The 24,607-nt window shown below is 40.9% G+C and carries 27 protein-coding genes and 1 pseudogene; 5 read left to right on the forward strand and 23 right to left on the reverse strand.

Annotation, left to right across the window (positions count from 1 at the left end; translation table 11 throughout):
• Position 1: 1 nt before the first annotated feature.
• The 6 genes from ACFQ3S_RS00685 to ACFQ3S_RS00710 all read right to left on the reverse strand — a co-directional run bounded on the left by ACFQ3S_RS00685 (position 2) and on the right by ACFQ3S_RS00710 (position 4,479).
• On the reverse strand, positions 2 to 613 hold the full coding sequence (locus ACFQ3S_RS00685; protein ID WP_377160165.1) for a hypothetical protein: 612 nt from the start codon (positions 611 to 613) through the stop codon (positions 2 to 4).
• Positions 613 to 1,092, reverse strand: coding sequence for an RNA polymerase sigma factor (locus tag ACFQ3S_RS00690; RefSeq protein WP_377160167.1), 480 nt, complete (start codon positions 1,090 to 1,092; stop codon positions 613 to 615). Before ACFQ3S_RS00690 ends, ACFQ3S_RS00685 begins: the two co-directional genes overlap by 1 nt.
• Positions 1,093 to 1,359 carry a hypothetical protein gene (locus ACFQ3S_RS00695; RefSeq protein WP_377160169.1) on the reverse strand — a complete coding sequence of 89 codons (267 nt, stop codon included), beginning with the start codon at positions 1,357 to 1,359 and terminating at the stop codon, positions 1,093 to 1,095.
• 119 nt (positions 1,360 to 1,478) lie between these two features.
• Positions 1,479 to 1,928 carry an SsrA-binding protein SmpB gene (gene smpB / locus ACFQ3S_RS00700; RefSeq protein ID WP_377160171.1) on the reverse strand — a complete coding sequence of 150 codons (450 nt, stop codon included), beginning with the start codon at positions 1,926 to 1,928 and terminating at the stop codon, positions 1,479 to 1,481.
• A gap of 23 nt (positions 1,929 to 1,951) precedes the next feature.
• Positions 1,952 to 3,832 carry an Nramp family divalent metal transporter gene (locus tag ACFQ3S_RS00705; RefSeq protein WP_377160173.1) on the reverse strand — a complete coding sequence of 627 codons (1,881 nt, stop codon included), beginning with the start codon at positions 3,830 to 3,832 and terminating at the stop codon, positions 1,952 to 1,954.
• Positions 3,829 to 4,479, reverse strand: coding sequence for a metal-dependent transcriptional regulator (locus tag ACFQ3S_RS00710; protein ID WP_377160175.1), 651 nt, complete (start codon positions 4,477 to 4,479; stop codon positions 3,829 to 3,831). The genes ACFQ3S_RS00705 and ACFQ3S_RS00710 overlap by 4 nt, the downstream gene beginning before the upstream one ends.
• Positions 4,480 to 4,600: 121 nt before the next feature.
• Between ACFQ3S_RS00710 and ACFQ3S_RS00715 the strand changes: the two genes are divergently transcribed.
• Complete coding sequence (locus ACFQ3S_RS00715; protein WP_377160177.1) at positions 4,601 to 5,071, forward strand: Lrp/AsnC family transcriptional regulator; 471 nt, start codon at positions 4,601 to 4,603, stop codon at positions 5,069 to 5,071.
• 75 nt (positions 5,072 to 5,146) lie between these two features.
• Here ACFQ3S_RS00715 and ung read toward each other — a convergent pair whose 3' ends face one another.
• Positions 5,147 to 5,824: a uracil-DNA glycosylase gene (gene ung / locus ACFQ3S_RS00720; protein ID WP_377160179.1), complete on the reverse strand. Its 678-nt coding sequence runs from the start codon at positions 5,822 to 5,824 to the stop codon at positions 5,147 to 5,149.
• Between the two features lie 76 nt (positions 5,825 to 5,900).
• On the opposite strand from ung, the gene ACFQ3S_RS00725 reads away from it, so the two are divergent.
• The gene (locus ACFQ3S_RS00725; RefSeq protein WP_377160650.1) at positions 5,901 to 6,452 is read left to right on the forward strand and encodes a DUF2892 domain-containing protein; all 552 of its coding nucleotides are present in this window, start codon (positions 5,901 to 5,903) and stop codon (positions 6,450 to 6,452) included.
• Between the two features lie 144 nt (positions 6,453 to 6,596).
• Here the strand turns inward: ACFQ3S_RS00725 and ACFQ3S_RS00730 are convergent, their stop codons facing one another.
• The 11 genes and pseudogenes from ACFQ3S_RS00730 to accD form a co-directional block, all read right to left on the reverse strand.
• Entirely contained in the window at positions 6,597 to 6,806 is a 210-nt protein-coding gene (locus tag ACFQ3S_RS00730; protein ID WP_377160181.1) for a hypothetical protein, read from the reverse strand.
• 283 nt (positions 6,807 to 7,089) lie between these two features.
• Entirely contained in the window at positions 7,090 to 8,814 is a 1,725-nt protein-coding gene (lysS, locus tag ACFQ3S_RS00735) for a lysine--tRNA ligase (RefSeq protein ID WP_377160183.1), read from the reverse strand.
• 100 nt (positions 8,815 to 8,914) lie between these two features.
• Positions 8,915 to 9,751: a sterol desaturase family protein gene (locus ACFQ3S_RS00740; RefSeq protein ID WP_377160185.1), complete on the reverse strand. Its 837-nt coding sequence runs from the start codon at positions 9,749 to 9,751 to the stop codon at positions 8,915 to 8,917.
• A 65-nt stretch (positions 9,752 to 9,816) separates the two neighbouring features.
• Positions 9,817 to 10,410, reverse strand: coding sequence for a Crp/Fnr family transcriptional regulator (locus tag ACFQ3S_RS00745; RefSeq protein WP_377160187.1), 594 nt, complete (start codon positions 10,408 to 10,410; stop codon positions 9,817 to 9,819).
• Between the two features lie 243 nt (positions 10,411 to 10,653).
• Complete coding sequence (locus ACFQ3S_RS00750) at positions 10,654 to 12,564, reverse strand: AMP-dependent synthetase/ligase (RefSeq protein ID WP_377160189.1); 1,911 nt, start codon at positions 12,562 to 12,564, stop codon at positions 10,654 to 10,656.
• A 76-nt stretch (positions 12,565 to 12,640) separates the two neighbouring features.
• A pseudogene (locus ACFQ3S_RS00755) lies at positions 12,641 to 12,952 on the reverse strand (NAD(P)H-dependent oxidoreductase); the annotation flags it as partial.
• 11 nt (positions 12,953 to 12,963) lie between these two features.
• A complete protein-coding gene (locus tag ACFQ3S_RS00760; RefSeq protein WP_377160191.1) occupies positions 12,964 to 13,095 on the reverse strand; it encodes a hypothetical protein in 132 nt (43 codons plus the stop codon).
• A 235-nt stretch (positions 13,096 to 13,330) separates the two neighbouring features.
• Positions 13,331 to 13,657, reverse strand: coding sequence for a HesB/IscA family protein (locus ACFQ3S_RS00765; protein ID WP_377160193.1), 327 nt, complete (start codon positions 13,655 to 13,657; stop codon positions 13,331 to 13,333).
• An 86-nt stretch (positions 13,658 to 13,743) separates the two neighbouring features.
• A complete protein-coding gene (gene iscU, locus ACFQ3S_RS00770) occupies positions 13,744 to 14,157 on the reverse strand; it encodes a Fe-S cluster assembly scaffold IscU (RefSeq protein ID WP_377160195.1) in 414 nt (137 codons plus the stop codon).
• A gap of 133 nt (positions 14,158 to 14,290) precedes the next feature.
• The gene (locus ACFQ3S_RS00775) at positions 14,291 to 15,502 is read right to left on the reverse strand and encodes an IscS subfamily cysteine desulfurase (protein ID WP_377160197.1); all 1,212 of its coding nucleotides are present in this window, start codon (positions 15,500 to 15,502) and stop codon (positions 14,291 to 14,293) included.
• Between the two features lie 235 nt (positions 15,503 to 15,737).
• Positions 15,738 to 16,583, reverse strand: coding sequence for an acetyl-CoA carboxylase, carboxyltransferase subunit beta (accD, locus tag ACFQ3S_RS00780; RefSeq protein ID WP_377160652.1), 846 nt, complete (start codon positions 16,581 to 16,583; stop codon positions 15,738 to 15,740).
• Between the two features lie 184 nt (positions 16,584 to 16,767).
• Here accD and fbaA point away from each other — a divergent pair, with 184 nt between their 5' ends.
• From fbaA to ACFQ3S_RS00795, 3 genes are all read left to right on the forward strand, one after another.
• Positions 16,768 to 17,847, forward strand: coding sequence for a class II fructose-bisphosphate aldolase (gene fbaA / locus ACFQ3S_RS00785; protein ID WP_377160199.1), 1,080 nt, complete (start codon positions 16,768 to 16,770; stop codon positions 17,845 to 17,847).
• A 91-nt stretch (positions 17,848 to 17,938) separates the two neighbouring features.
• Positions 17,939 to 18,451 (forward strand): low affinity iron permease family protein, encoded by a 513-nt coding sequence (locus ACFQ3S_RS00790; protein WP_377160201.1) that lies wholly within the window; start codon positions 17,939 to 17,941, stop codon positions 18,449 to 18,451.
• The gene (locus tag ACFQ3S_RS00795) at positions 18,408 to 18,848 is read left to right on the forward strand and encodes a GNAT family N-acetyltransferase (protein WP_377160203.1); all 441 of its coding nucleotides are present in this window, start codon (positions 18,408 to 18,410) and stop codon (positions 18,846 to 18,848) included. The genes ACFQ3S_RS00790 and ACFQ3S_RS00795 overlap by 44 nt, the downstream gene beginning before the upstream one ends.
• A gap of 156 nt (positions 18,849 to 19,004) precedes the next feature.
• Here the strand turns inward: ACFQ3S_RS00795 and ACFQ3S_RS00800 are convergent, their stop codons facing one another.
• The 5 genes from ACFQ3S_RS00800 to ACFQ3S_RS00820 all read right to left on the reverse strand — a co-directional run bounded on the left by ACFQ3S_RS00800 (position 19,005) and on the right by ACFQ3S_RS00820 (position 24,576).
• The gene (locus ACFQ3S_RS00800; RefSeq protein ID WP_377160205.1) at positions 19,005 to 20,324 is read right to left on the reverse strand and encodes an NAD(P)/FAD-dependent oxidoreductase; all 1,320 of its coding nucleotides are present in this window, start codon (positions 20,322 to 20,324) and stop codon (positions 19,005 to 19,007) included.
• A 103-nt stretch (positions 20,325 to 20,427) separates the two neighbouring features.
• Positions 20,428 to 23,415 carry a protein translocase subunit SecDF gene (gene secDF / locus ACFQ3S_RS00805; RefSeq protein WP_377160207.1) on the reverse strand — a complete coding sequence of 996 codons (2,988 nt, stop codon included), beginning with the start codon at positions 23,413 to 23,415 and terminating at the stop codon, positions 20,428 to 20,430.
• 112 nt (positions 23,416 to 23,527) lie between these two features.
• Entirely contained in the window at positions 23,528 to 24,010 is a 483-nt protein-coding gene (locus tag ACFQ3S_RS00810; RefSeq protein ID WP_377160209.1) for a dihydrofolate reductase, read from the reverse strand.
• Positions 24,011 to 24,040: 30 nt separating this feature from the next.
• Positions 24,041 to 24,391 carry a type II toxin-antitoxin system death-on-curing family toxin gene (locus ACFQ3S_RS00815; protein WP_377160210.1) on the reverse strand — a complete coding sequence of 117 codons (351 nt, stop codon included), beginning with the start codon at positions 24,389 to 24,391 and terminating at the stop codon, positions 24,041 to 24,043.
• Positions 24,388 to 24,576, reverse strand: a complete 189-nt coding sequence (locus ACFQ3S_RS00820) for a hypothetical protein (protein ID WP_377160212.1) — start codon at positions 24,574 to 24,576, stop codon at positions 24,388 to 24,390. Before ACFQ3S_RS00820 ends, ACFQ3S_RS00815 begins: the two co-directional genes overlap by 4 nt.
• Between the last annotated feature and the right edge of the window lie 31 nt (positions 24,577 to 24,607).

Raw genomic sequence — 24,607 nt, forward strand, 5'->3', positions numbered from 1 at the left:
TCTATTCAATTGGGGTGCTGGATAGCTCAGTAATAGAGCGGTTAAGCTGGTCGATGAGATTGCCATAGGCAACCTTGCACATCCACCGGCCTAAGTAATAACACAAAGGGGTTAATATCGTTATAGTGGCAATCAATATCCAAACTACGCCGGGTTTGCTTAAAAACCATTCCACACTTTTGCCCGAACCAACAAAGCCACCCAGTAAAAAACCGCCACAGGCACTAAATGGGTAAACAAAAAGTGCAATCTGGTTTTGCAGGCTTATCCACTTTGTCATCACATCGCGGTTACGCCGCAATTCGGCCAGTAAATTATTAGCTGTTACATTTTCGCTGATTTGAGTATGTAACCTGTAAGCCGAAGAGCCTGCCCAAACCGTAAATAATAGTGCCACACCAATTAAAGCTTGTATTTGCCAAATGTGGTAATAAACCATTATAGCTATATATATTATTGCAATAGTTGCGCACCATATTGCGCTTACTTTCAACCGTCCCTTTATTTTTTTTAAAGGGTTTAGGCTGTTTTTCACTTGTAGGTCGCTAATGTGATTAATGTGCAGGATATGAGTGGAGGGTATATGGCTTTGCCAAATTTTTTGTAAATCCATTATACAGTTTGTAAAAGTGTTTGTAACTGGTTCTTTATCCTGAAAAGCTTTACACCAACATAATTAGGTTTAATACCTATCATAGCGGCAATTTCCTGGTTATCATAACCTTCGAGGTGTAAAATGATCAGGGCCCGGTCGGTTTTGGTTAACTGCCTTATGGCGGTGTACAATTGCTGTATCTCTTCGCGGCTATCGGTTTGGGGTGCTACCGGAATAATAAAGTCTTCCATAGCATCATGGTATATCAGCGGTTTTTTTTTGCGGTTAAATGTTAACAAGGTATTTAACGCCACCTGGTACAACCAGGTGCTAAATTTAGCCTCATGTCTGAAATGGTTAACACCTTTCCATGCATTCAGTAAAATTTCCTGGTAAAGGTCATTACGGTCTTCAACCGAATAAGCATACAGGCCAATCAGCTTTATCATCATGCCCTGGCACAGGTTTACCTGTTGTATAAATACGCTTTCTTCCAATTATTTAGTATTAAAATTGAGTATGAGTACACCAATACCAAAAACCAGATGCAAAATAAGCCAAACACGTTGCCAAAACGGCCTCAACGCCCAGGGCTGTGCCGGGTTAAAAGGATCGAAAGCTAAACTCAGGTTTATCCATGTAGCGGCCTGTCCCCAATCTTTCATGTATATAAATGCACCACCGGTTAGCAGCATAAACACATAGGCATACCGGTTAAATGGCAAATAATCGGGCCGGGAGGAGTTTGCGGGCGTAATTTTCATCAGCTTACTTATTTAAATACATAAGTATTCCGAAAAAAGGAATTATTACAGAATATAAAAATTATTTATAATATTTCTGCTTGAGTGACTGGAAAATTCGAAATTCGAAAACAAAAAAACTATCTCTTCATTGCCCTATCCATCTCCACCTTCGTATCGCGTTCTTTCATGGTTTCGCGTTTGTCGAAGGTTTTTTTACCCTGTGCAAGGCCGATTTTTAATTTAGCAAACCCACGTTCGCTAATAAACATGGCCAGGGGAATAATGGTCAGTCCTTTTTCTTCGGTACGAGCCTTTAGTTTTTTAAGTTCTTTTTTGTTGAGAAGCAGTACACGGTCGCGTTTATATTCATGGTTATAAAATGAGCCGTGCGTGTATTCGGATATGTGCATGTTGCGCACGTAAAGCTGTTCGTTAATAAAAGTGCAAAAGGCATCACCTAAGTTAACCTTGCCCTCGCGGATAGATTTGATTTCGGTACCCAGCAGTTTTATACCAGCGGTATATTCGTCTAAAACCGAGTATTCAAAGTATGCTTTTTTATTTTTGATGTAAAGTTGATCGTTCATGGCAAGCCTGCAAATATGCGAAATTATTTTGGGGTAGCCTTAACTACAAGCACCGGTACATTTACCAAGTGCCTTACCGTATCAACAGTAGTGCCATAAATGAGATCTTTTATGGCTTTGTGCCCGTGCGATCCCATAACCAGAAAATCAACCTTTTCTTTATTTACTATCCCGGCAATAGCATCGCCCCGGCTACCATAACCAATGTGTGCTATGGCATTGTAGCCCAGTTGTGCCAAAGCGTTAACGTACTGCTCCATGTTATCAAAATCACTTTGCGTTTCATGATCCATAACCTGGGTGCCATGATACTGGGCTCCGGCAGTTTCTACCACATGTATAAGTATGTAAGCAGCTTTTTTGCCACCCTGCATCAGCGCATGCCTGATAGCAGTTTGGTCGTTGTTGGTAAAATCGATAGTTACACCAATATGGTTGTAGGCCACCAGGTCAATATTGTTAATAACCGATGCCATGCCATGTGGTATAGCTACTTCCCTTACCGGCTTACTAATAAATGGTTTCATAAAAACATAAATTAGTAATAAAGCTACACCCGCTGCAATTGGCGAAATAACAAAGTGTATTAAAAAACCCGAAGCGGGGTTAGCCGCACTCCATTTACTTATTTCCTCAATTACCAGCCGGCCGTTTAAAACTACAATTAATAAGGCGCACGTCCAGGCGCCGATTTTGACCAGGGTGTTGTTGGCAAACTTGCCCATTGTTTTCTTATCCGATGTAAAGTGGATAAGAGGGACAACCGCGAAACCTAACTGTAAGCTTAATACTACCTGGCTTAATACCAATAGGCGGCCCAAGCCATTCTCTCCGGCATAAAGTAAGGTTAAATAAGCAGGAATGATTGCAAGCATACGGGTAAGCAAACGCCGCAGCCACGGGGCTATACGCAGGTTTAAGTGGCCTTCCATAATAATTTGCCCGGCAAGGGTACCGGTAATGGTAGAGCTTTGCCCGGCTGCTATTAAAGCTATGGCAAACAATTTAGGTGCCAGCGGACCAAATATATTGCTGAGTAATTTATGGGCATCTTCAATTTCGGCTATCTCGTGATAACCATTCCTGAAAAAAGCACTGGCCGCCAAAATTAATATAGCGGCATTTACAAAAAAGGCCAGGTTTAAAGCGATGGTGGTATCCCAAAAGTTAAACTTAATGGCACTCCTGATGCCCGAATCGCTGCGGTCAATTTTACGGGTTTGTACCAGGGAAGAGTGTAAATATAGGTTATGCGGCATTACCGTAGCACCAATAATACCAATAGCTATATATAAGGCATCGTGGTTTAAGGCGGTTGGTATAAAGCCTTTAGCCAGTTCGGGTAGGTCGGGTTTCACGATAATCATTTCAATAAGGAATGATAAGCCTACAATGAAAATAAGGGATACGATGAAACCTTCGAGCCTGCGCATGCCTTTATTTAAAAGGAAGAGCAGCAGCAGGGTATCGAGCATGGTAATGGATACTCCCCAAATCAATGGCAGATCGAACAGCAACTGTAAACCTATAGCCATACCGATAATTTCGGCCAGGTCGCAGGCTATAATGGCAATTTGTGCCAGTATATACAGACAAAAGTTTACAAAACGCGGATAGGTTTTTTTAGAAGCCTGCGCAATATCAAGCCCGCGTACAATACCTAATCGCGCACTTAACGATTGCAGCAGCAAAGCTATAATATTTGACATGAGCAAAACCCATATTAAACGGTAGCCAAATTGGCTGCCCGCCTGTAAATCAGTCGCCCAGTTGCCCGGGTCCATATAACCTACGCTAATTAAATAAGCTGGGCCAATAAAGGCCATAATTTTGCGCCAACCGGTTTTTCCTTCGGTATCAACTGAGCCGTGTACACTGCCTAATGATTCACTATTCGTGCTCATACGAGTATTAATAAGTTTTTAGCCACTTCGCGGCTTATGTTCAATTGTTTGTTGTTTGCTTGCAGTAATACCGATAGATCGTAATCAGTAACATCGGTTATAGTTATCGTTTGCCCAATAGTAAGCTGCGTTTTTTCGAGGTATTGCAAAAAGGTAGAAGAATGGTCGGCCACGCCGGCAATAGTGCCCGTTTGATTCTTGCAGAGCATTAATGCTGGTTGCAACAGCTGATTTTTCATTTGCCCATGCGTATCGGGTATGGGATCGCCATGAGGGTCAAATTGTGGGCATCCCATAAATTTATCCAGGCGGTTAATCAGTTCTACCGATGATATATGCTCCAGTTCTTCGGCCATTTCATGCACCTCGTCCCATTTAAATTTAAGTTTTTCTACTAAAAAATGTTCCCATAGGCGATGTTTGCGTACGATGTGCAGGGCAATTTTTTCACCATTAGCTGTAAGTGTAACACCTTGGTAACGTGCATAATTAATCAGCTTTTTTTCGGAAAGCTTTTTAAGCATATCGGTAACCGATGCAGCCTTGGTTCCTAAAGCTGCCGCAATATCATTTGTTGTAGCGTTTTGTGCACTACATAACAAATGGTAGATTGCTTTAAGGTAGTTTTCTTCTGTAAATGAGTGCATTTATGCAAATCTAATATATAATTTAGACAAGTCTAAATTATAATACAGAAAGAATTAACTTTTGTTTATCTATATCAATAAAAAATTTTATTTTGTGGCGTACTGATATATCTTTGCAAACATGGGTGCTGAATTAGATAAAATTGATCTTCAAATATTAAAGATACTTCAAGAGAACGGGCGTATTACCAATCTCCAACTGTCCAACGAAATTGGGTTGTCGCCCGCACCTACTTTAGAGCGCGTACGCAAATTGGAAAATGCGCAATACATCAAGAGTTACCATGCTTTGGTAGATGAAGAGAAGCTGGGGCTTGGTATCAAAACATTTATACAGGTGTCGCTCGATTTTCATAAGAGCAATACCATTGATATTTTTTTAAAAGAGATCCAAAAAATTAAGGAAATAACGGAATGTCATCACGTTACCGGCCAGTGCGATTTTTTGCTGAAAGTGTACGTGCGCGATATTAAATTGTATGAACAACTGATCATGGATAAGATAAGCCGTATCCCCGTGGTGAAAACTTTCCAAACCATGATGATCATGTCTACCAGTAAAAAAGAACCTACGGTGCCGTTGGAATACTAATTCAGAGTCAAGATTATAGAATCAAGAATATAGAGATTAATAGTTTTTTATCTTGATTCTATAATATTAACTCCGCTAAACTATTTGCCAATCAATCTCCTCTTTCCCTTCTTTCTTCAAAATCTCATTGGTTTTGCTAAAGTGGTGGCAACCGAAAAATCCGCTTTCTGCTGAGAAAGGGGAGGGGTGAGCAGCCTTTAAGATGTGGTGTCTGGTTTGATCTATGAGTTCGGCTTTGGCTTGTGCGAAGCGTCCCCATAATAAAAATACGATCCCTTCTTTTTCTTCTGAGATTTTACGGATTACGGTATCGGTAAATGTTTCCCAACCCTTTTTTTGATGCGAACCTGCCAGCCCGGCTTGTACCGTTAGAGTAGCGTTGAGGAGGAGCACACCCTGATCGGCCCATTTGGTAAGATCGCCATGGTTGGGGGTTTCAAAGCCGCGTATATCGGTTTTAAGTTCTTTGTAAATGTTAGCCAATGACCGCGGAACCGGGATGCCTTTGTGTACGGCAAAAGATAGTCCCATAGCCTGGTTAGCACCATGGTAAGGATCCTGCCCTAAAATAACAGCTTTAAGATGGGTAAATGGGGTATGGTTAAAGGCATTGAAAATGTCGCTGCCTTTTGGATACACTTTATGCCCTGCTTCTTTCTCCTGTTTTAAGAATTGTTTAAGTTGCAGCATGTAAGGTTTTTCAAATTCATTGTACAGTATTTTTAACCAGGAAGATTCTATTTCGACAGCCATATAAATATTTGTGCGGTTAATTGCGTAAGCGTATAAATAAACGGATATTTGCACAATAATACAAAATGTACAAATGATGTCGAATATTGTTCGGTTAATTATAGCCTGTGTGGTTATGGGTGCAGGTGTTACCCTTTGCGCCTTTGGTTTTTGGGGCTGGGGTATTTTAGTGTTTTTAATTGGAGGTTTAGTGCTACTTACTTTCTTTTATAACGAAAACATGCTGATAGCGCAATATTACTTGCGTAAAGAGAACTCGGACGAGGCCGAAAAATGGTTGTTAAAAATAACCGATTACGAAAAGCAACTTTTTAAAGCGCAGCACGGTTATTATAACTTGCTGATAGGTTTAATAGAATCGCGCAAGGCCCCGTTGAAATCAGAGAAGTTTTTTAAGAAAGCGTTGCAATTAGGCATGACCATGTCGCATAATATTGCCTTGGCAAAATTAAGTTTGGCAGGTATAGCCATGGCAAAACGCAATAAACGCGAAGCACAGCAATATCTGTCGGAAGCGGCTAAAGAAGATAAAAACAAATTACTGGCCGAGCAAATTAAAATGATGAAGGGGCAAATGGCGCAAATGGACAAGCAACAAGTTCAGCGCGGTGGGTACCGGAACTTTTAGGGATTGTAAAGCGGATATAAACTATTGTAGTTTCAGTTTGAGCTTGACGAAGACTTGTACTACATGCCAAATCTTGGACAAGCTCAGACACAGGTATAGTAAAAGAATAATATAAAAAGGCTTGGATGATAACATCCAGGCCTTTTATTTTTCGCTAATATTACCGAAGTAATCTGGTTCCGAATTATAGCTTTGACTGGGTTGAATATAACGGTCGGGGATAATAAAATCATCTTCAGACGGGTTAGAAAATTCTACCAGTTTTAATAAAGACCGTACAAAAGATACATTGAACTTCGAGCGGTCCAGCTTGATCAAAAATTCGCGATCTGTAATTTCGAGCGTTGAGTTCATAAAATCCTATTTTTATAAAAGTAGAATAGGAATATAAATCAAAAGTTAGCTGTGTTTTAAGTTTTGGTTAAGTATTGTAGAAAAAGTGTTCATGAAAGCGTTTAAAAACCGTTCACACGTGAACGCTTTTGAACGCTTTTTAAACAAAATATCGCATTTCACTAATTTCAAAAACCTAATTAAATGAAGAATAATGAAGTTTTTTGAAGTTTAATGTATAATAACGGACTATTTCATTGTGAACACTTTTGGGTTCATCGTAAATGAGTTGAATCTTTAAAATTTACGCAAACCAAGCCATCACTTCTTCCTTAGTTGGCATAACTAAATCGAGCTTTAACTTTTTACGCATGCCACCCATATCGTTATAAACTTTATTTGGGTTAGCGGCTTTTAACTCTTCCACCGTATTAAAACCCATTTTGTTGAGTACCGGCACCCACCCGGCAGGTACGCCAAGGTTTACAAAATCTTGTACGGTTACTACTTTAACTTTTTTCTCGGGGCGCATTTGCGGGAAGAACAGTACTTCCTGTATGGTGCTTTGGTTAGTCATCAGCATTACCAAACGATCAATACCTATACCTAAGCCCGATGTTGGCGGCATACCGTATTCCAGGGCACGTAAAAAGTCCTCGTCCATAGCCATAGCTTCTTCATCACCACGACCGGCCAGTAATAGCTGATCTTCCAAACGCTCCCGTTGATCCAGCGGGTCGTTCAGCTCACTATAGGCATTGGCTATCTCTTTACCATTTACAAACAGCTCGAAACGTTCCACCAATCCGTCTTTTGTACGGTGCTTTTTGGCTAATGGAGTCATTTCAATAGGGTAGTCGGTTATATAGGTAGGCTGTATTAGGTTGGCTTCTACCTTGGCACTAAAAATCTCGTCTATTAATTTTCCTTTGCCCATTGAGGCATCTACTTCAATAGCCAGGTTGCGGCAAGTTTGGCGCAATTGCCCCTCATCCATGGCCGATACATCAATATCGGTGTACTTTAATATAGAATCGTACATCGATAGTTTTTCGTACGGACCGGCAAAATTTATTTCCTGTTCACCCACTTTTACCAAAGGCTGGCCATGAATAGCTAAGGCAACTTTCTCCAGGCAATGCTCTACCATTTCCATCATCCAAATGTAGTCCTTATAAGCTACATAGATCTCCATAGCTGTAAACTCGGGGTTGTGCGTGCGATCCATGCCTTCGTTGCGGAACATTTTACCAAACTCATATACCCCGTCGAAGCCAGCTACTATAAGGCGCTTTAAATACAATTCGTTGGCTATACGCAGGTAAAGCGGCATATCCAGCGTGTTGTGATGGGTATTAAACGGACGAGCCGCTGCACCGCCATGTACGGCTTGTAAAATAGGGGTTTCTACTTCCATCCAGCCCTGCTCGTTAAAGTAATTACGCATGGTGCTAATCACTTTCGAGCGGTTAATGAAAATCTGTTTGTAAGCCGGGTTAACCGTCAAATCCACATAACGCTGGCGGTAACGCATTTCGGGATCGGTAAAACCATCGTAAATGTTGCCATCATCGTCGCGCTTAACCACCGGTAGCGGTTTTAACGATTTCGCTAAAATAACCAGTTCGCTAACATGTATCGAAATTTCGCCGGTTTGGGTCAAAAACACATAGCCTTTTACACCTATATAATCGCCCAGGTCCAACAGTTTTTTAAATACAGTATTATACAGTGTTTTATCTTCGCCGGTACATATCTCATCGCGCTTAATGTAGGCCTGAATGCGGCCTGTGGCGTCCTGCAATTCCAAAAAGCTGGCGTTACCCATAATACGGCGCGACATGATGCGGCCGGCTACGTTTACCTCTTTATAATTATCGGGGTTGGCGTTAAAGTTGATAGTAATATCTTGTGCCCAGGCATTTACAGGATATGCTTCGGCTGGATAAGGGTTTATCCCTAATGCTCGTAACTCCTGTAACGATTTGCGGCGTAATATTTCCTGTTCAGATAAATCTGCAATACTCATAGTAAAAAACGGTATTTTTAAGGGAGCAAAGATAGGGGTTTGTTGTTATGTTAGGGAGTTATTGAATTATTAAGTTGTTGGTTTTAACTAACAGTACCAACTAATTATGGTGTTTTACCCCAAGCCGTACATTTCGTTTAAATTGGTAAAGCTTGTGGCTGTGTGTTGTAGTATCATCAAACCTATTTTGCTGCACCCTGTCATAATCCTGTACATAGTCTGGATGCTCGGTAGCCATCATACGGTCCCATACTCTAAAGTATAAGCCGTAATTGCCTTTAAATTTACTGTGGTGCATGTTATGGTGTACCGAAGTGTTTATAAACTCGAACAAAACGGTATGCCTGAACCACCGCGGTGCTACTTCGAACCCTAAATGGCCGTACACATTAATCATAAAACCAATAATAGTAAACACGATAATAGTCAACGGGTGAACCGGAATAAGCAGTGCGATCACAAACAGAACGGCGCCCTCGGTCCAGGCCTCAATAAAATGAAAGGAATAAGATGCCCAGGGCGAAGGATTGGTTGATTGATGGTGCACCAGGTGTGTTAGCTTAAAGAGCTTTTTGTGGTGCAGTAGGCGGTGCATCCAATAGAAATAGGTGTCGTGTATAATAAGGCTTAAAATAAGGCTGACGCCAATCCACCAAATTGGATAGGCATTAATGTTAGTATAAATTTGACTATGATTTTTGAAAGGAGTGAAAAACGCGATATAGCCTACAATTACCAAAACAGCCGTGGTTTGCATGGAATGCAATATCTCGCGTTCAAAGTCTTTAATATTTGCTTCCTTTTTCTGAATTTTTGATTTGCTGAACCAAGAAGTTAGTATTTTATAAACCAGCATGAATGGTACACCGGCTATTACAAAATATCGTATTGCCGATACACCAAAGAGCCTGATGAATGTTTCGAATGTAAAATGCATAACCATTACTATTTGTTAATGCAAATCTATGTTCGTACAATCAGCCAAAAATTAACAAAGGATAATTATCGTTTAGGCACTTGGGAAATTCTTTTGCGAATACGGCTTAAAGAAACGGGTGTTATGCCCAGTAGGGTTGCCAGGTATTTATTATGAACACGGTTAAAAATATCAGGCTTATCTTTTATCAGTTGCAGGTACCGTTCTTCGGGTGTTAGCAGCACAAAAGATTCCATTCTTTCCAGCGATTCGGCCAGCATACGTAACAGGAAAATGTTTCGATGAGAGGAAAGCTTAGGATTATTATCCAAAATGTTCTCCACTTTGCCATAATCCAGTTCCATTAGCGTGGTGTCTTCCAAGGCCTGGTATATAAAGCGGGACGGTTGATCAAGGATCACACTATCATGCGATGCCACAAATTGGTTTTCCCAACGTAGAATTAAAGTAACATCGTCACCGTTTTCTTTTACTTTGTAAGCCCTAATTAAGCCTTTGCGTATCAGTCCTAATTTTTTAGACGATGAACCTTCCTCGATATAAATACCGTTAGCCGGAACATGACGGGTATGCGCCATCTTAAATAGCTCTGTAATATCGGCTAAGTTTAAGCCTTTAAATATGCTGAAGTAAAATTTTATATCGTCGTTACTAAGCATGTATAATTAAATCTATGCTGCATTGTTATTTATTATCATGGCGTTTCCCTCCGGGCGGCGCCTTACGCTCATACTGCGCAATGCCTTGGCCACAATGCCAGGTATCCGCTGCACTCGCTAACGCGAATTTTTTTTTAGGGTAATGCAATTGTCCACACATGTTAAGCACTCATCGCAGATGAGCGCAAGCATACAAACAAAATATTTTTGTGTTCATGCTCTCTCTTCAGGGGGTTCGGAGGGCTAATCCTCTGCCTTCTGCAAATACATTTCGTTAATTTCATCGGCGTATTTTTGCTGTATCACCTTACGTTTAGCCTTCAGTGTAACGGTCATTTCACCTTCTTCCATACTAAAGGGATTGCGCTTAATACGAAAGTGTTTGATGCGTTCAAATTTAGCCAGCTCGTTACCTAACTTACGGATATCTTCATTTAGCCAATCAGTTATTGCTTTGTCATGTACAAATTTATCCGACAGCTCAAACCAGGCTTCATTTAAACTAAACGTTTCCTGTAACAACTCTTTTGGAGGTACTATAATGGCAGTCACGTATTCGCGGGCATCACCTATCAGAAATATCTGCTCAATTTTCGGACTTTTTAAATAGGTGTTCTCTACCGGGGTTGGGTATATGTTTTTACCGTAGGCGTTAACCAACATATTTTTTAACCGGTCGGTTATTTGCAAATATCCCTTGTAAAAACGGCCAATATCGCCACTGTGGAACCAGCCGTCTTTATCAATAGCCACGCTGGTTTCCTCGGGTTTGTTCCAGTAACCTTTCATTACGGCTATCCCTTTAATAATGATCTCGCCTTCTTCCGAAATCAGGTTAGGGTTCATCGACGTATGCGTTTGCACGGTATAAATTTGTCCCGTTTCAATATTTTGAATGGCAATTTCCGAATTGGGCAGTACTAAGCCGGCTGTACCGTAAACCTGGCGGTCAAATTCGGTTACACAAACCGGGCCCGTGGTTTCGGTTAAACCGTAGCCTTCCAGTACCGGTATGCCTACGTTACCAAAAAATTCGCCCACATTTTTGGGCAATGCACCACCACCCGAAATTAGGAACTTTAACCGTCCGCCGGTTTTTTCCTTAATCTTGCTGAATACTAATTTTTCGGCCAGCGCATGTTGGTTACGTAATATTAAGCCAGGCTTTTTACCGCTTTCCACAACCTCACGGCGTTCCTTCCCAATTTTAAAAGCCCAATTGAAGATTCTGGTTTTCATGCCGCCGGCATCGGCACCATTTTTCATGGCCTTGTCATGAATGCGTTCGAGCAGGCGAGGCACACAGTTCATGATGGTTGGTTTAACCTCTATCATATTTTTGGCCAGCAGCTCAAGGCTTTGGGCAAAAGCAATACGGCAACCACCACCCAAGCACATATAATAAGTAGCAGCGCGTTCAAACACATGAGATAGCGGTAAAAAAGACAGGAAAGTATCATTTTTATCCACTACCGAAATTTGCTCTAACCCAGCCCAAACGGTTTGAACAAAATTGCTGTGCATGAGCATTACGCCTTTAGGCGTACCAGTTGTGCCCGATGTATAGATGAGGCAGGAAAGATCGGACGGCAGAATAGCTTCGCGTGCTATAATAATGGCACTTGCGTACTGGCTAACCAAACCCAGCCCTTCATTTATTAATTTATTAAAACCAATTACACCGGCGTTGAGGCTTACCTTTTCGGTATATTTTTCAAAATCATCAAAAGCGGTGATCATACGTAATAGCGAAGGACAGTTGTTGGCTACCTTCATTACTTTTTTTAGCAGAAAGTGATTGCCTACCAGCAAAATCTTCAATCCCGAATCGTTCAGGATATATTCTGTTTCGGCTTCGGTAAGGGTAGGGTATATAGAGGTGTTAATGGCGCCGATTTGCTGTAATGCCTGGTCATAATAAATATAATCGGGACTATTTTCGATCACCAGGCCTAAGCGGTCGCCTTTTTGAATGCCCATATTAAGTAGCCAGGCCGATATGGCGTCAATTTTTTCAATAGCTTCCCGGTACGATATATCAACCCATTTATCCTTTACTTTATGAGTTAGAAAGGTATGCGTATCGGGGTGAATATGGGCTACAATATGGCGTATGAGGGCAGGAACAGTGCTTGGCTTATTAACCGTGTTCATGAATCTATAATATTTAGCTTATAATTAGTAAACAAACTTAGGCTAAGTTATTTGTATATACAATATAAAAAAAGGCCTATTCGCTAAACAATTGATACCGGTAGCCGTCATAGATTATGTCAAAATAATCGGCAGTTTTTCTGAAGGGAGCTTCATAACCAACGGGTAAATGTTCACCCGTACTGGTGACTAAAAGTTTAATAATTTTTCCTTTAAATTTACGACCGGTTTCTTTATCTACTACGACGAGATCGATAAGGCGATCAAAAAGTGTTTTCATCAAACCGCTCGTAATAAACCAATAAACTGTTGTTGTCAATACGATTACATCATGCTCCAGTATTTGGTTAATGATATGTTGAAAGTTATCATAATGGGGGATTAAGTTTCCTGATAGCTTTAAGACGTAATAGTATAATTTAAGAGGTAAATAAGGGTAGCGGTTAAAGTACCATAACTATCAACTACAAAATTTTTGGTGTTGCACTCTTTGCGGTTGCTGGCTAATATAACAATGGTACTGTTATCCATAGGTGCTATAACAGGGGAGGGTAGGAATTGTGTGTTTGGCTTAATTAATCTCATTTCAACCTGTTAGTTTGAGCTTGTTAATTCGGTAAAGCGTACAATTCTTGGACAGATTTAAACTGATAGGTTGGATATAACATTCCATTTGGTGAAAGCGTTTGCCTGCGATAGATAAAGATTTATACCCATGAAAAAAGGCGCTGTAAAGCGCCTCCTGTATAATTTAAATAATTGAACCTTAAACCGAGAAACTTTCGCCGCAACCGCAGGTACGGCTGGCGTTAGGGTTAATAAAGTTGAAACCTTTACCATTCAACCCGTCCGAAAAATCGAGTTCGGTACCGGCCAGATATAAAAATGATTTCATATCCAGCGCAATACGAATGCCTCTGTCTTCAAAGAACTGGTCGCCCTTTTTTTCTTCGTTGTCAAAGTCCATGTTATAAGATAAGCCCGAGCAACCGCCGCCTTGTACCGATACCCGTAAAAAATACGAAGCATCCAGGCTGGCATCCTGCATCAGATGGTCTATCTTACTTTTTGCTTTATCTGTTATGGTAACCATAAGAATAGAATCAAGAGATTAGAGCCAAGAGCCAAGACGAAACCTGTTTACTTGTTTCTAACTTCTTGTATCTTGTTTCTGAATTATTAATGGTGTGATTTTTCCAGCTCGATAGGAGCCATGCCGTTTTTAACGCGGTAATCATTAATAGCAGCTTTGATGGCGTCTTCGGCTAATACTGAACAGTGGATTTTTACCGGTGGTAAAGCCAGTTCTTCCACAATGTCCATATTGTCGATAGACATAGCATCGTCAATGCTTTTACCTTTCAACCACTCGGTGGCTAATGATGACGAAGCTATAGCTGATCCACAGCCGAAAGTTTTAAACTTAGCATCAGTGATCATGTTGTTTTCGTCTACTTCAATTTGTAAACGCATCACGTCGCCGCACTCAGGAGCACCAACTAAGCCGGTACCTACTTTGTGGCTACTTTTATCTAATGTACCCACGTTGCGTGGGTTGGTGTAATGATCAATTACTTTATCTGAATAAGCCATAGCTTTTTATATTTAGTTGTCAGTTATTAGTTGACGGTTGTCAGTTTCCTGATGTTCCGCTTAATATATTATAATCTCTAATTTAGTGCCAAGTTAATCTGCATATCTGCACATTCACTTATTTGCCCATCAATTAATGTTCTGCCCACTCAATAGAGTCAAGGTCGATGCCTTCTTTAAACATTTCCCACAGCGGAGAAAGCTCGCGAAGGTGTGTTACGGCCTTTAAAGTAACCTCAACGGCATAATCAACTTCTTCTTCGGTTGTAAAACGGCCCAAACCGAAACGGATAGAAGAGTGTGCCAGATCGTCAGATAAACCCAAGCTTTTCAAAACGTAAGAGGGTTCTAAGGAAGCTGATGTACAGGCCGAACCTGACGATACCGCCAAATCTTTCATAGCCATCATCAAACCTTCGCCTTCTACGTATTTAAAGGAAATGTTGGCTACATGCGGTAAGCGATGGTTAACATTGCCGTTAACATAACTTTCTTCCAGTACGGTTAACTTAGCTTGTAACCTATCGCGCAGGGCAGATAAACGGATAGCATCGCTCTCCATTTCGTTATAGGCAATTTCACAGGCTTTACCAAAACCTACAATACCAGGTACGTTCAACGTGCCCGAACGCATACCGCGTTCATGGCCGCCACCATCCATTTGGGCGGTAACTTTAACCCTTGGGCCTTTACGGCGAACGTATAAAGCACCAACACCTTTAGGACCGTACATTTTATGTGCGGTAAATGCCAACAGGTCAATACCATCACGGTTAACGTCAACAGGTATTTTGCCTACAGCCTGAACCGCATCGGTCATAAACAAAGCACCGTATTTATGGGCTATGTCAGCAATGGCTCTAACAGGTTGTATTACACCGATTTCATTATTACCATACATGATAGATACCAGGATGGTTTCGGTGGTCATGGCTGCTTCCAGTTGCTCCAGGTCAATCAGTCCGTCTTCTTTAACGGGCAGGTAAGTAACCCTACCGCCTAATTTTTCAACATGTTTACAGGCATCTAAAACTGCTTTATGTTCGGTAACGGTAGTAATAATATGATTGCCTTTTTCCTTATACATTTCAAACACACCCTTAATAGCCAGGTTATCCGATTCGGTAGCACCCGAGGTAAAGATGATCTCTTTTTCGCTGCAACCGATCAATTTAGCTACCTGTTCGCGGGCATAATCAACACCCTCTTCGGCTACCCAGCCAAAATGGTGGTTACGGCTGGCCGCATTACCAAATTTTTGAGTGAAGTAAGGTATCATTGCTTCCAGTACCCGTGGATCCATGGGAGTGGTGGCATTATTGTCTAAATATATAGGAAGATTCATATCTGTTTTATTACAATACAAATGTAAGCAAAGTTTTATACTAAAAGATATACCAAACAGGTAGAGTACGTCATGTTTTTGCCATTTTAGGTAGCTTGGTAATGGTATAATGGTTTTGCTTAATATACTACGGGTAGCACCTGTATTTCATAGTACCGAAAATTGTTTGACGAATAACCGGACGGTAATGTTTTTGAAGCAATAAGGCTCTTGAGTAATCAAGAGCCTCTCTGTATTAGTTTACCATCATTTTTAAAAACGATGCTAATTTTTCTTTCATTTCCCGGCGGTCAACTATAAAATCTAAAAAGCCGTGTTCCTGCAAAAACTCTGAAGTTTGAAACCCTTTTGGCAAGTCTTTTTTAATGGTTTCCTTAATAACCCGCGGACCAGCAAACCCTATCAGCGCACCTGGTTCGGCTATATTAATATCGCCCAGCATAGCGTACGATGCCGTAACGCCACCTGTGGTTGGGTCGGTTAGTAAAGAGATGTAAGGTACTTTAGCCTTAGCCAGTAAGGCCAGTTTAGCCGATGTTTTAGCCATTTGCATTAACGAAAATGCGGCCTCCATCATACGCGCACCACCCGATTTAGAAATCATCAGGAAAGGCACCTTATGCTCAATACTGTAGTCGATAGAACGGGCTATTTTTTCGCCCACTACCGAGCCCATAGAGCCACCTATAAAACTAAAATCCATACAAGCTACCATTAACGGCTGGCCTTCAACCAGGCCATGGGCAGCACGTATTGCATCATTTAAGCCGGTTTTGGCTATGGTATCTTTTAAACGGTCTTTATATTTTTTAGTGTCTTCAAACTCCAGCGGGTCGCCCGAACGCAAGTTGGCAAACAGTTCGGTAAATTCGTTTTTATCAAATAATACAGAAAAATATTCTTTAGAACCAATGCGTAAATGAAAACCGCAATAATGACAAACATATTGATTTTCAACCTGCTCGGAGTAATGCAGGGGTCTTTTACAGTTAGGGCACTTGTTCCAAACACCGTCCGGGGCTTCCTTTTTATCTTCGGTGGAGGTAGTGATACCTTTTGATTCTCTCTTAAACCACGCCATTGCTATTTCTTTCATAAATATCAGTTGCAAATAAACAAAAATTATCTTACTTAATTATTGGCCTGGAGGCATAGATTTAAAGGTTCGGCACTAAAATATATAGTCGATGATATAATTTACCGCATTACTTTATACTTGAAATACATAAAAAATTATACATTCGTACAATAAATTAATCTCGTATATGGATTTAAAAAGTTATAAAGGCGTTTTGCACGGCGATCAGGTGCAGGAAATGTTTGAAGCCGCCAAAAAGCACCAGTTTGCTTTACCGGCCGTTAACGTAATAGGTACCAACTCCATTAATGCCGTAATGGAAACAGCCAAGGCGGTTAATTCGCCGGTAATCATTCAGTTATCTAACGGTGGCGCGCAGTTTTATGCGGGTAAGTCATTAGATAATTCCGCGCTTCAGGCTTGTATTCTGGGTGGGGTATCGGCCGCTAAGCATGTGCATTTATTAGCAGAACATTATGGTATTGCGGTAATTTTGCATACCGACCATGCCGCTAAAAAACTATTGCCCTGGATAGACGGCTTATTAGAGCATGGCGAAAAGCACTTTGCCGAAACCGGTAAACCGCTGTTCTCTTCGCACATGCTCGATCTGTCGGAAGAGCCTATTGAAGAGAACATTGAAATATCGGCCAAATACCTGCAACGCATGGCTAAAATGGGTATGACCATTGAAATTGAGCTCGGTGTAACCGGTGGCGAAGAAGATGGTGTTGATAACAGTGATGTAGATAGCTCACGTTTATATACTCAGCCCGAAGAAGTTGCGTATGCTTATGAGCATTTATCGGCGGTAAGTCCGCGTTTTACTGTTGCCGCTGCTTTTGGTAACGTACATGGTGTTTACAAACCGGGTAATGTAAAATTGCAACCCGTTATTTTGCATAACTCACAGGAGTATCTTAAAAACAAACATGGTATCACTACCGAAAAGCCGATCAACTTCGTGTTTCATGGTGGTTCGGGTTCGAGCCAGGAAGAGATTCGTGAAGCCATTTCTTACGGTGCCATTAAAATGAACATCGATACGGATATGCAATGGGCGTTCTGGGAAGGTATTAAGGATTTTTACAAATCGAAAGAAGGTTACCTGCAATCGCAAATTGGTAGCCCTGATGGTGAAGACTCTCCTAATAAAAAATACTATGATCCGCGCGTTTGGTTGCGTAAAGGTGAGGAAACGTTTGTTAAGCGTTTAACCCAAGCCTTTGCCGATTTGAATTGTTTGGATGTGAATAGCAAATTGTAACTTTTTAATCAGATTTTTGTGAAAGCGCCGATGCACATTTGCATTGGCGCTTTTTTTTATGGATACTTAATTATATTTAATCAGATCATCAATGTCAAAGAGCAGGAATACCGGTTTTTTTGAACGTTTTGCCAATTGGGCAACTATGGCTACCGGTAGTTCGGGCGCGTTTATCATAGCAGCTATGGTAATAGTGGTATGGGCGGCCAGCGGCCCTGTATTTCGTTACTCGGAAACCTGGCAGCTGGTTATTAACACCGGCACTACCATTATTACTTTTTTAATGGTGTTCCTTATTCAAAAGGCGCAAAATAAGGATTCAAAGGCTGTACATTTAAAGCTGAACGAACTGATAGCTGCTATGGAAGGTGCCAGTAACCGGATGGTAAATATTGAAGATTTGAGCGAGCAGGAATTAGAGCAAATTCATAAGTTTTATGTAAAGCTATCTCAATTAGCTAAAAGCGAGGATAACTTAGGTTGCACCCATACTTATGATGCGGCCCATGTCAATCATCAGGAAAAAGCAAAAAGAACATTAAGTACTACACAAAAAGTAAATGAATCAAAAAATAAAAATAAGCAAGGTAACGGAACAGCCTGACCTGGACAAGGTATTTGCCATACGGCGCAAGGTTTTTGTAGACGAACAAAATTGTCCTCCTGAACTGGAATGGGAATTTGAAGACGAATCGACACACTTTATAGCCATGGTTAACGGTGTGCCTGCCGGAGCCTGCCGCTGGCGTAAAACCGATAAAGGATATAAGCTGGAGCGTTTTGCAGTGCTCACATCTTTTAGAGGATTTGGCGTAGGCCAGGCATTAGTGCAAGCCGTACTGAACGATTTACCTGCTGATGCTAATTACGTTTACCTGCATGCGCAAATACAGGCTGTAACCTTGTACGAAAAATTTAATTTTGAAAAAACAGGCCCTCAGTTTGAAGAAGCCAGCATTCAGCATTACAAAATGGTGCTGAAAGGAAGTGAAGGAATATAGGTTTAAAGCATAATGTTGAAAGTTAGAATTGAACCGCTTATATCAGGATAAAGACAAAGGGTGAAAAGTTTAACTTTTCACCCTTTGTTTTTTATCCGCAATGGAATCGGGAAAGAATCTGTTCACCCTTAACCTTTAACTTTTCACCTTCAAAAATCAATCTGTTTTCGGCAACTGTGCAGCGGCCGCAGCTTCTGGGGCAACTTCACGTACATAACGGCGTATAATTAAGCGTGTACCACCGTTATAGGTCATATAGCTACCCAACCAGGCAATAAAGGTAATCACCTTGTTTTTAAAGCCTAATAAAGAGATTAAGTGAATAAACATCCAGGTTAGCCATGCTATAAAACCGCTGAGTTTTATTTTCCCTAAATCGGCTACGGCTTTGTTACGGCCAATAGTTGCCATCGATCCAAGGTCGTTGTATTTAAAGGCTTCGGTTGGCTCACCTTTAATTAAATGAACCAGGTTTTCGGCCAGCTTTTTACCTTGCTGTATGGCTACCTGGGCCACACCCGGATGACCATTAGGTGTAGCTTCCGTAACAGATGCCCCAACATCGCCAATGGCAAAAATATTACTGGTGCCCACTACCCGGCAAATTTCGTCTGTTTTAATACGATTACCTTTAACCAGCAGATCTTCAGAGATGCCCTCGGGCACAACACCCATAACGCCTGCAGACCATACTACGTTTTTGGTACGAATTACTTTTCCTCCTTCAAATTTAAGTTCGGTACCATCGTAACTTTCTACTTTAACACCCAGCATGAGGTTAACACCCATTTTTTCGAGGTAACCCTTAGCCTTGGCCGATGAATCTTCAGACATAGGGCCTAATACCTTTGGTAAAAAATCTACCAGGTAAACCTGCATTTCTTCTTTTTTTAGTTCAGGATAGTCTTTAGATAGTACATGGTTCTTAAGCTCGGCAAATGATCCGGCCAGTTCCACGCCTGTTGGGCCGGCACCTACCATTACAAACGTAAGGTATGGTTCCCGTTCTTCGCGGGTAGGGGCTATAACAGCTTGTTCCAGGTTTTGCAAAAACATGTACCGCAGGTTTAATGCCTCGGGTATGGTTTTCATAGGCATGGCATTATGCTCTATATCTTTGTTACCGAAAAAATTGGTGGTCGATCCGGTGGCCATTACCAGGTAATCATAAGCTATTTCGCCAATAGTAGTTTCCAGGTAATTGTTTTGGGTATTAACACCAGTTACCTCGGCAACCCGGAAACGAAGGTTTTTTTGCCCTTCAAAATTTTTACGTAACGAAAATGCTATGGCTTCACACTCTAAACTACCGGTTGCAACCTGGTATAATAGAGGGGGAAATGAGTGGTAGTTGTGTTTATCGAGTAATAAAATTTCAACTGGTTCTTTAGCCAGTTGTTTTGCCAGTTCTATACCGCCAAAGCCTCCGCCTACAATAACTATGAGTGGAAATTTTGTATTTTGTGTAGTATCCATATTTAGTTCAAAAAGTTTGTGTGTAAGGTTTTGAGTTTGTTGTATTAACAAAAAAGGCTTCAAATGTTCTTTGAAGCCTTTTTAATAAATTATTATGTAATTATTAAGAATTGAGCTTCTTACCTCCAAAATCGAGCATAACGGGTGTTGCCACACAAATGGATGAATACGTACCGAAGCACACACCCACTAAAAGGGCAAAAGAGAACCCGCGGATCACATCACCACCGAATATGAATAATACGATCAGTACAAAGATAACAGTTAATGCGGTAATAATGGTACGACTTAGCGTACTATTAATGGCCTGATTAACAACTACCGCCGGATCATCGGTTTTGGCATGGTGCAAACCAAGGAATTCGCGAATACGGTCAAACACTACCACGGTGTCATTAATAGAGTAACCAATAACGGTTAGTATGGCTGCTATAAAAGCCTGATCGATATCTAAAGCGAATGGAAGTACACCGTTGAATAACGAGAAAAAGGATAAAACCAGCAAGGCGTCATGCGCGGTAGCCACCATAGCACCTAAACTGAATTGCCACCTGCGGAAACGGATGAGGATATATCCCGATATAACCAATATGGCAAAAATAACCGTCCAAACGGCCGATGTTTTAATATCGTTGGCAATGGTAGGGCCTACTTTTTGTGAACTTAATATCTTAAACGTAGGCGATACCTGGCTTAAACCTTTACGCAGAGTAGTCTCCACTTTATTATCGGCAGCCGTAGTATTATCTTCAATTAAGTAATTGGTGGTTATGCGCACCTGCTTGTCGCCACCAAATGATTTCACTTCAGATTTACCTTTGCCCAATGTGTTATCAATTGAACTGCGAACGTCTTGGGTGGTGAGGGTCTTATCGAAACGGACGATATAACTACGGCCACCTTGAAAATCCACACCATAACTAAAGCCGCGGGTAGCCATAGATACGATACCTGCAAGTATGAATATACCAGAGAAGGCATAGAATTTATAGCGGTTTTTTACGAACGCGAAGTTGGCATTTTTAAACAGGTTGGAGCTCCATGGATTTGAAAACTTAATATCGATCTCCTTATCCAGCATCCACTCGAATATTACTCGGGTAATTAACAGGGAACAAAACAGGGAAGTTAAAATACCGATCATTAAAGTAGTAGCGAAACCCTGGATAGGGCCTGTACCGAAAATAAATAATATTAAACCGGTTAAGAAAGTACTGATGTTTGAATCGAGAATAGATGACAATGCATGTTTGAAACCATCGGCTATTGCCAAACGTTTTGTTTTGCCCAAAGCCAATTCTTCACGTACACGCTCATAGATGAGCACGTTGGCATCAACCGATATACCCAATATCAATACGATACCCGCTATACCCGGAAGAGTTAATACCGCACCAATACTGGTAAGTACACCCATCAGGAAAAACACGTTAATGAACACGGCAACGTCGGCAACTGTACCGGCACGGTTATAATAAAATACCATAAATATTAATACCACAACTAAACCTACACCGCATGATATTAAACCACTGGTAATAGCTTCCTGACCTAATGATGGGCCTACAATATCTTCGGATACGATACGTGCCGGGGCAGGTAAACGACCAGCCTTTAAAACATTGGCTAAATCGGTAGTTTCATCTTGGGTAAAGCTACCACTGATAGATGATCGGCCACCTGTAATCTCGTTACTTACACGAGGAGCCGATACTACGTTATCATCTAATACAATGGCGATGCAACGGTTATCGTTTTCATCGGCCGGGTTACCGGCAGCTTCTGCAGTTGCGCGTCTCCAGGTTTTAGCACCGTCCGAATTCATTTCCATGGTCACTTCGTAACCACCGCTGCCCTGGTCAATATCGCTTTTGGCATCGGTAATTACAGCACCACTTAAAACAGAGCTATTTTCGGCACCAGTTAGTTTAATGGCATATAATTGAATGGCTTTGCTACCATCAGCAGGTTTAGCTCCCCAAAAAAGGCGCATGTTTTTAGGCATCACCGCCTTAACATCTTCGTTATTTAAATAAGAATTAACTTTTGCAGTATCTTTAATTAAGGCATAGCCTACAACAGGGCCTGGTACTAACTGCTGTTGACCGTTGGCGCCCTGGCCAATTGCCGGAGGTAATACAGAAAATAATGGCATGCTCTCGGCCATTGCATTTTTACCCTTTAAGGCAGACGCTGAAGTATCTTTAGCAGCGTTTTGTTTAACCTTACTTAATAACGAACCACCTTTTTTTGCAGTATCGGCTGAGGTGGTAGCAGTAGTGGCAGAAGCAGAAGCAGTATCTTTTTTGGTGTTTAATTTGTTTTTTGCAGCCAGGATACCGTTGATGTTGGTTAAGATGGGATAAACCTCGGCATTGTCATAAGTGGCATAGAACTCTAATTTTGCAGAGCCTTGTAACAGTTTACGTACCCGCTCTTTGCTCGATTCAGATACACCAGGCAACTCTATTAAGATACGGTTACCGGCTTGCTGCTGAATGTTTGGAGAGGTAACACCAAACTTATCTATACGGTTACGCAAGATGTTGAAAGACTGTGTTACCGCAATGTTCGACTGGTCGCGCAGGTATTTTTCTACATCGCCGTTACTGGCATCAAATTTCAGGCTCTTTTGGTTAGACTGGTTTGCGAAAATAGCGGCAAGTTTACCATTCGGGCTAACTTTTTTAAACTCGCGCATAAAAATGTCAATATAGTTGTCCGGGCTGGTACGAGCTACTAAATCGGCGTTGCGTAAAGCCTGGTTAAAGGTAACATCGGTGCTGTTGTTAGCCAGGGTACGGATAAGCTCACTTAATGAAATTTGCATGGTAACGTTCATGCCGCCTTTCAAATCGAGACCTAAAGCCAGTTCTCTTTCTTTACAGTATTGATAGTTGTGTTTAAACAACGGATAAACCGGTTGTGATGAAATAGAATCTAAGTAAGATTTTTCTTTTTCAGGACTGCCTTTAGCGTATGCCCTGGCATCGTCTTCCACGTTTTTGGTAACCCAAGTAAATGAAAGCTGATATAAGCAAACAAGCGCCAATAGAACGGCAAAAAATTTAATAACCCCTTTACCTTGCATGGTGTAATCTATGTGTAAAATTAATTTATAAGCTTTTCAAAATAAGACGGCAAATCTAATAAAATTTAGTAAGCGAAACAGTTTAATTAAAACAAAATAAACTGGGTGGGTGTTAGCGGCGTTTTAGGGTGATAAAAGAAAAGGGTAATGCATTCATTTCGTCGGGCTGATGGTCTTCCCTGCTTATTTCCTCCCATTGGTTATAATCGATTTCCGGAAAGAAGGTATCGGCCTCAAAGCTTTGATGTACAATGGTTAAGTAAATGTAATTGGTAAGCGGCATAGCCCGATGATAAATTTCAGCACCACCTACAATATCCACTTCAGCCTCGCCTTCGGCTAATACGAGCGCGGCCTGTAACGAATTAACTACTTCACATCCTTCAATTTTGATATTTTGCCGGGTTACTACAATATTACGCCGATTAGGTAAAGGCTTACCCACCGAATCGAACGTTTTACGACCCATAATTACGGTATGGCCGGTAGTTAATTTCTTAAAATGTTTCAGGTCTTTAGGCAAATGCCAAAGTAGTTTATTGTTTTTGCCTATAGCGTGGTTTGAAGCTATGGCGACAACGATGTTGATATTCATGGGTTATGTATGAACAGTATTTAGTTTTAACTAATTAAGAATATCATCGTATCTCATAACGCCGGTACTGGCGGCAATTACCATATCATATTTAGTTTGTTCATCCGAACTAATATCTTGTCCATTTTCCAAAAGTAAATAACGCATTAATGTATATGCGATTCTTTTGTTACCGTCGATGAATGGATGATTAATGATAAGGCTCTCTAATAAAGCCGCAGCTTTCTCTAATGGTGTAAAATAAAGATCCTGCTGGTCAAAAGTTGCGAAGGGTATGGCTAAGGCAGCTTCTAATGCTGCAATGTCTCTTAAACCTTTTGCACCACCATATTCATCAATTAATATACTATGCAGCTGCTTTGCAAATGCAACAGTTATCATTGTGCTAATCTTCTTAAAAGTTCTGCATCTTCTTTTAAAATCTTCTGAATATTTTTATCTGCCCTAACGTCATCTTCAAATTGAACCTGTAAATGTTTAACATAATTCAATATACCGTTCAGAGCACTATCCGGAACGTCATTTAATACTTTTTGTATCTCCGCCTTTATTTCAACCGCAGTCATAAACAAATATAATTAAATTAATTATTATCAA

The sequence above is a fragment of the Mucilaginibacter terrae genome, from assembly GCF_042679325.1.
GTDB classification, from domain to species: Bacteria; Bacteroidota; Bacteroidia; order Sphingobacteriales; family Sphingobacteriaceae; genus Mucilaginibacter; species Mucilaginibacter terrae.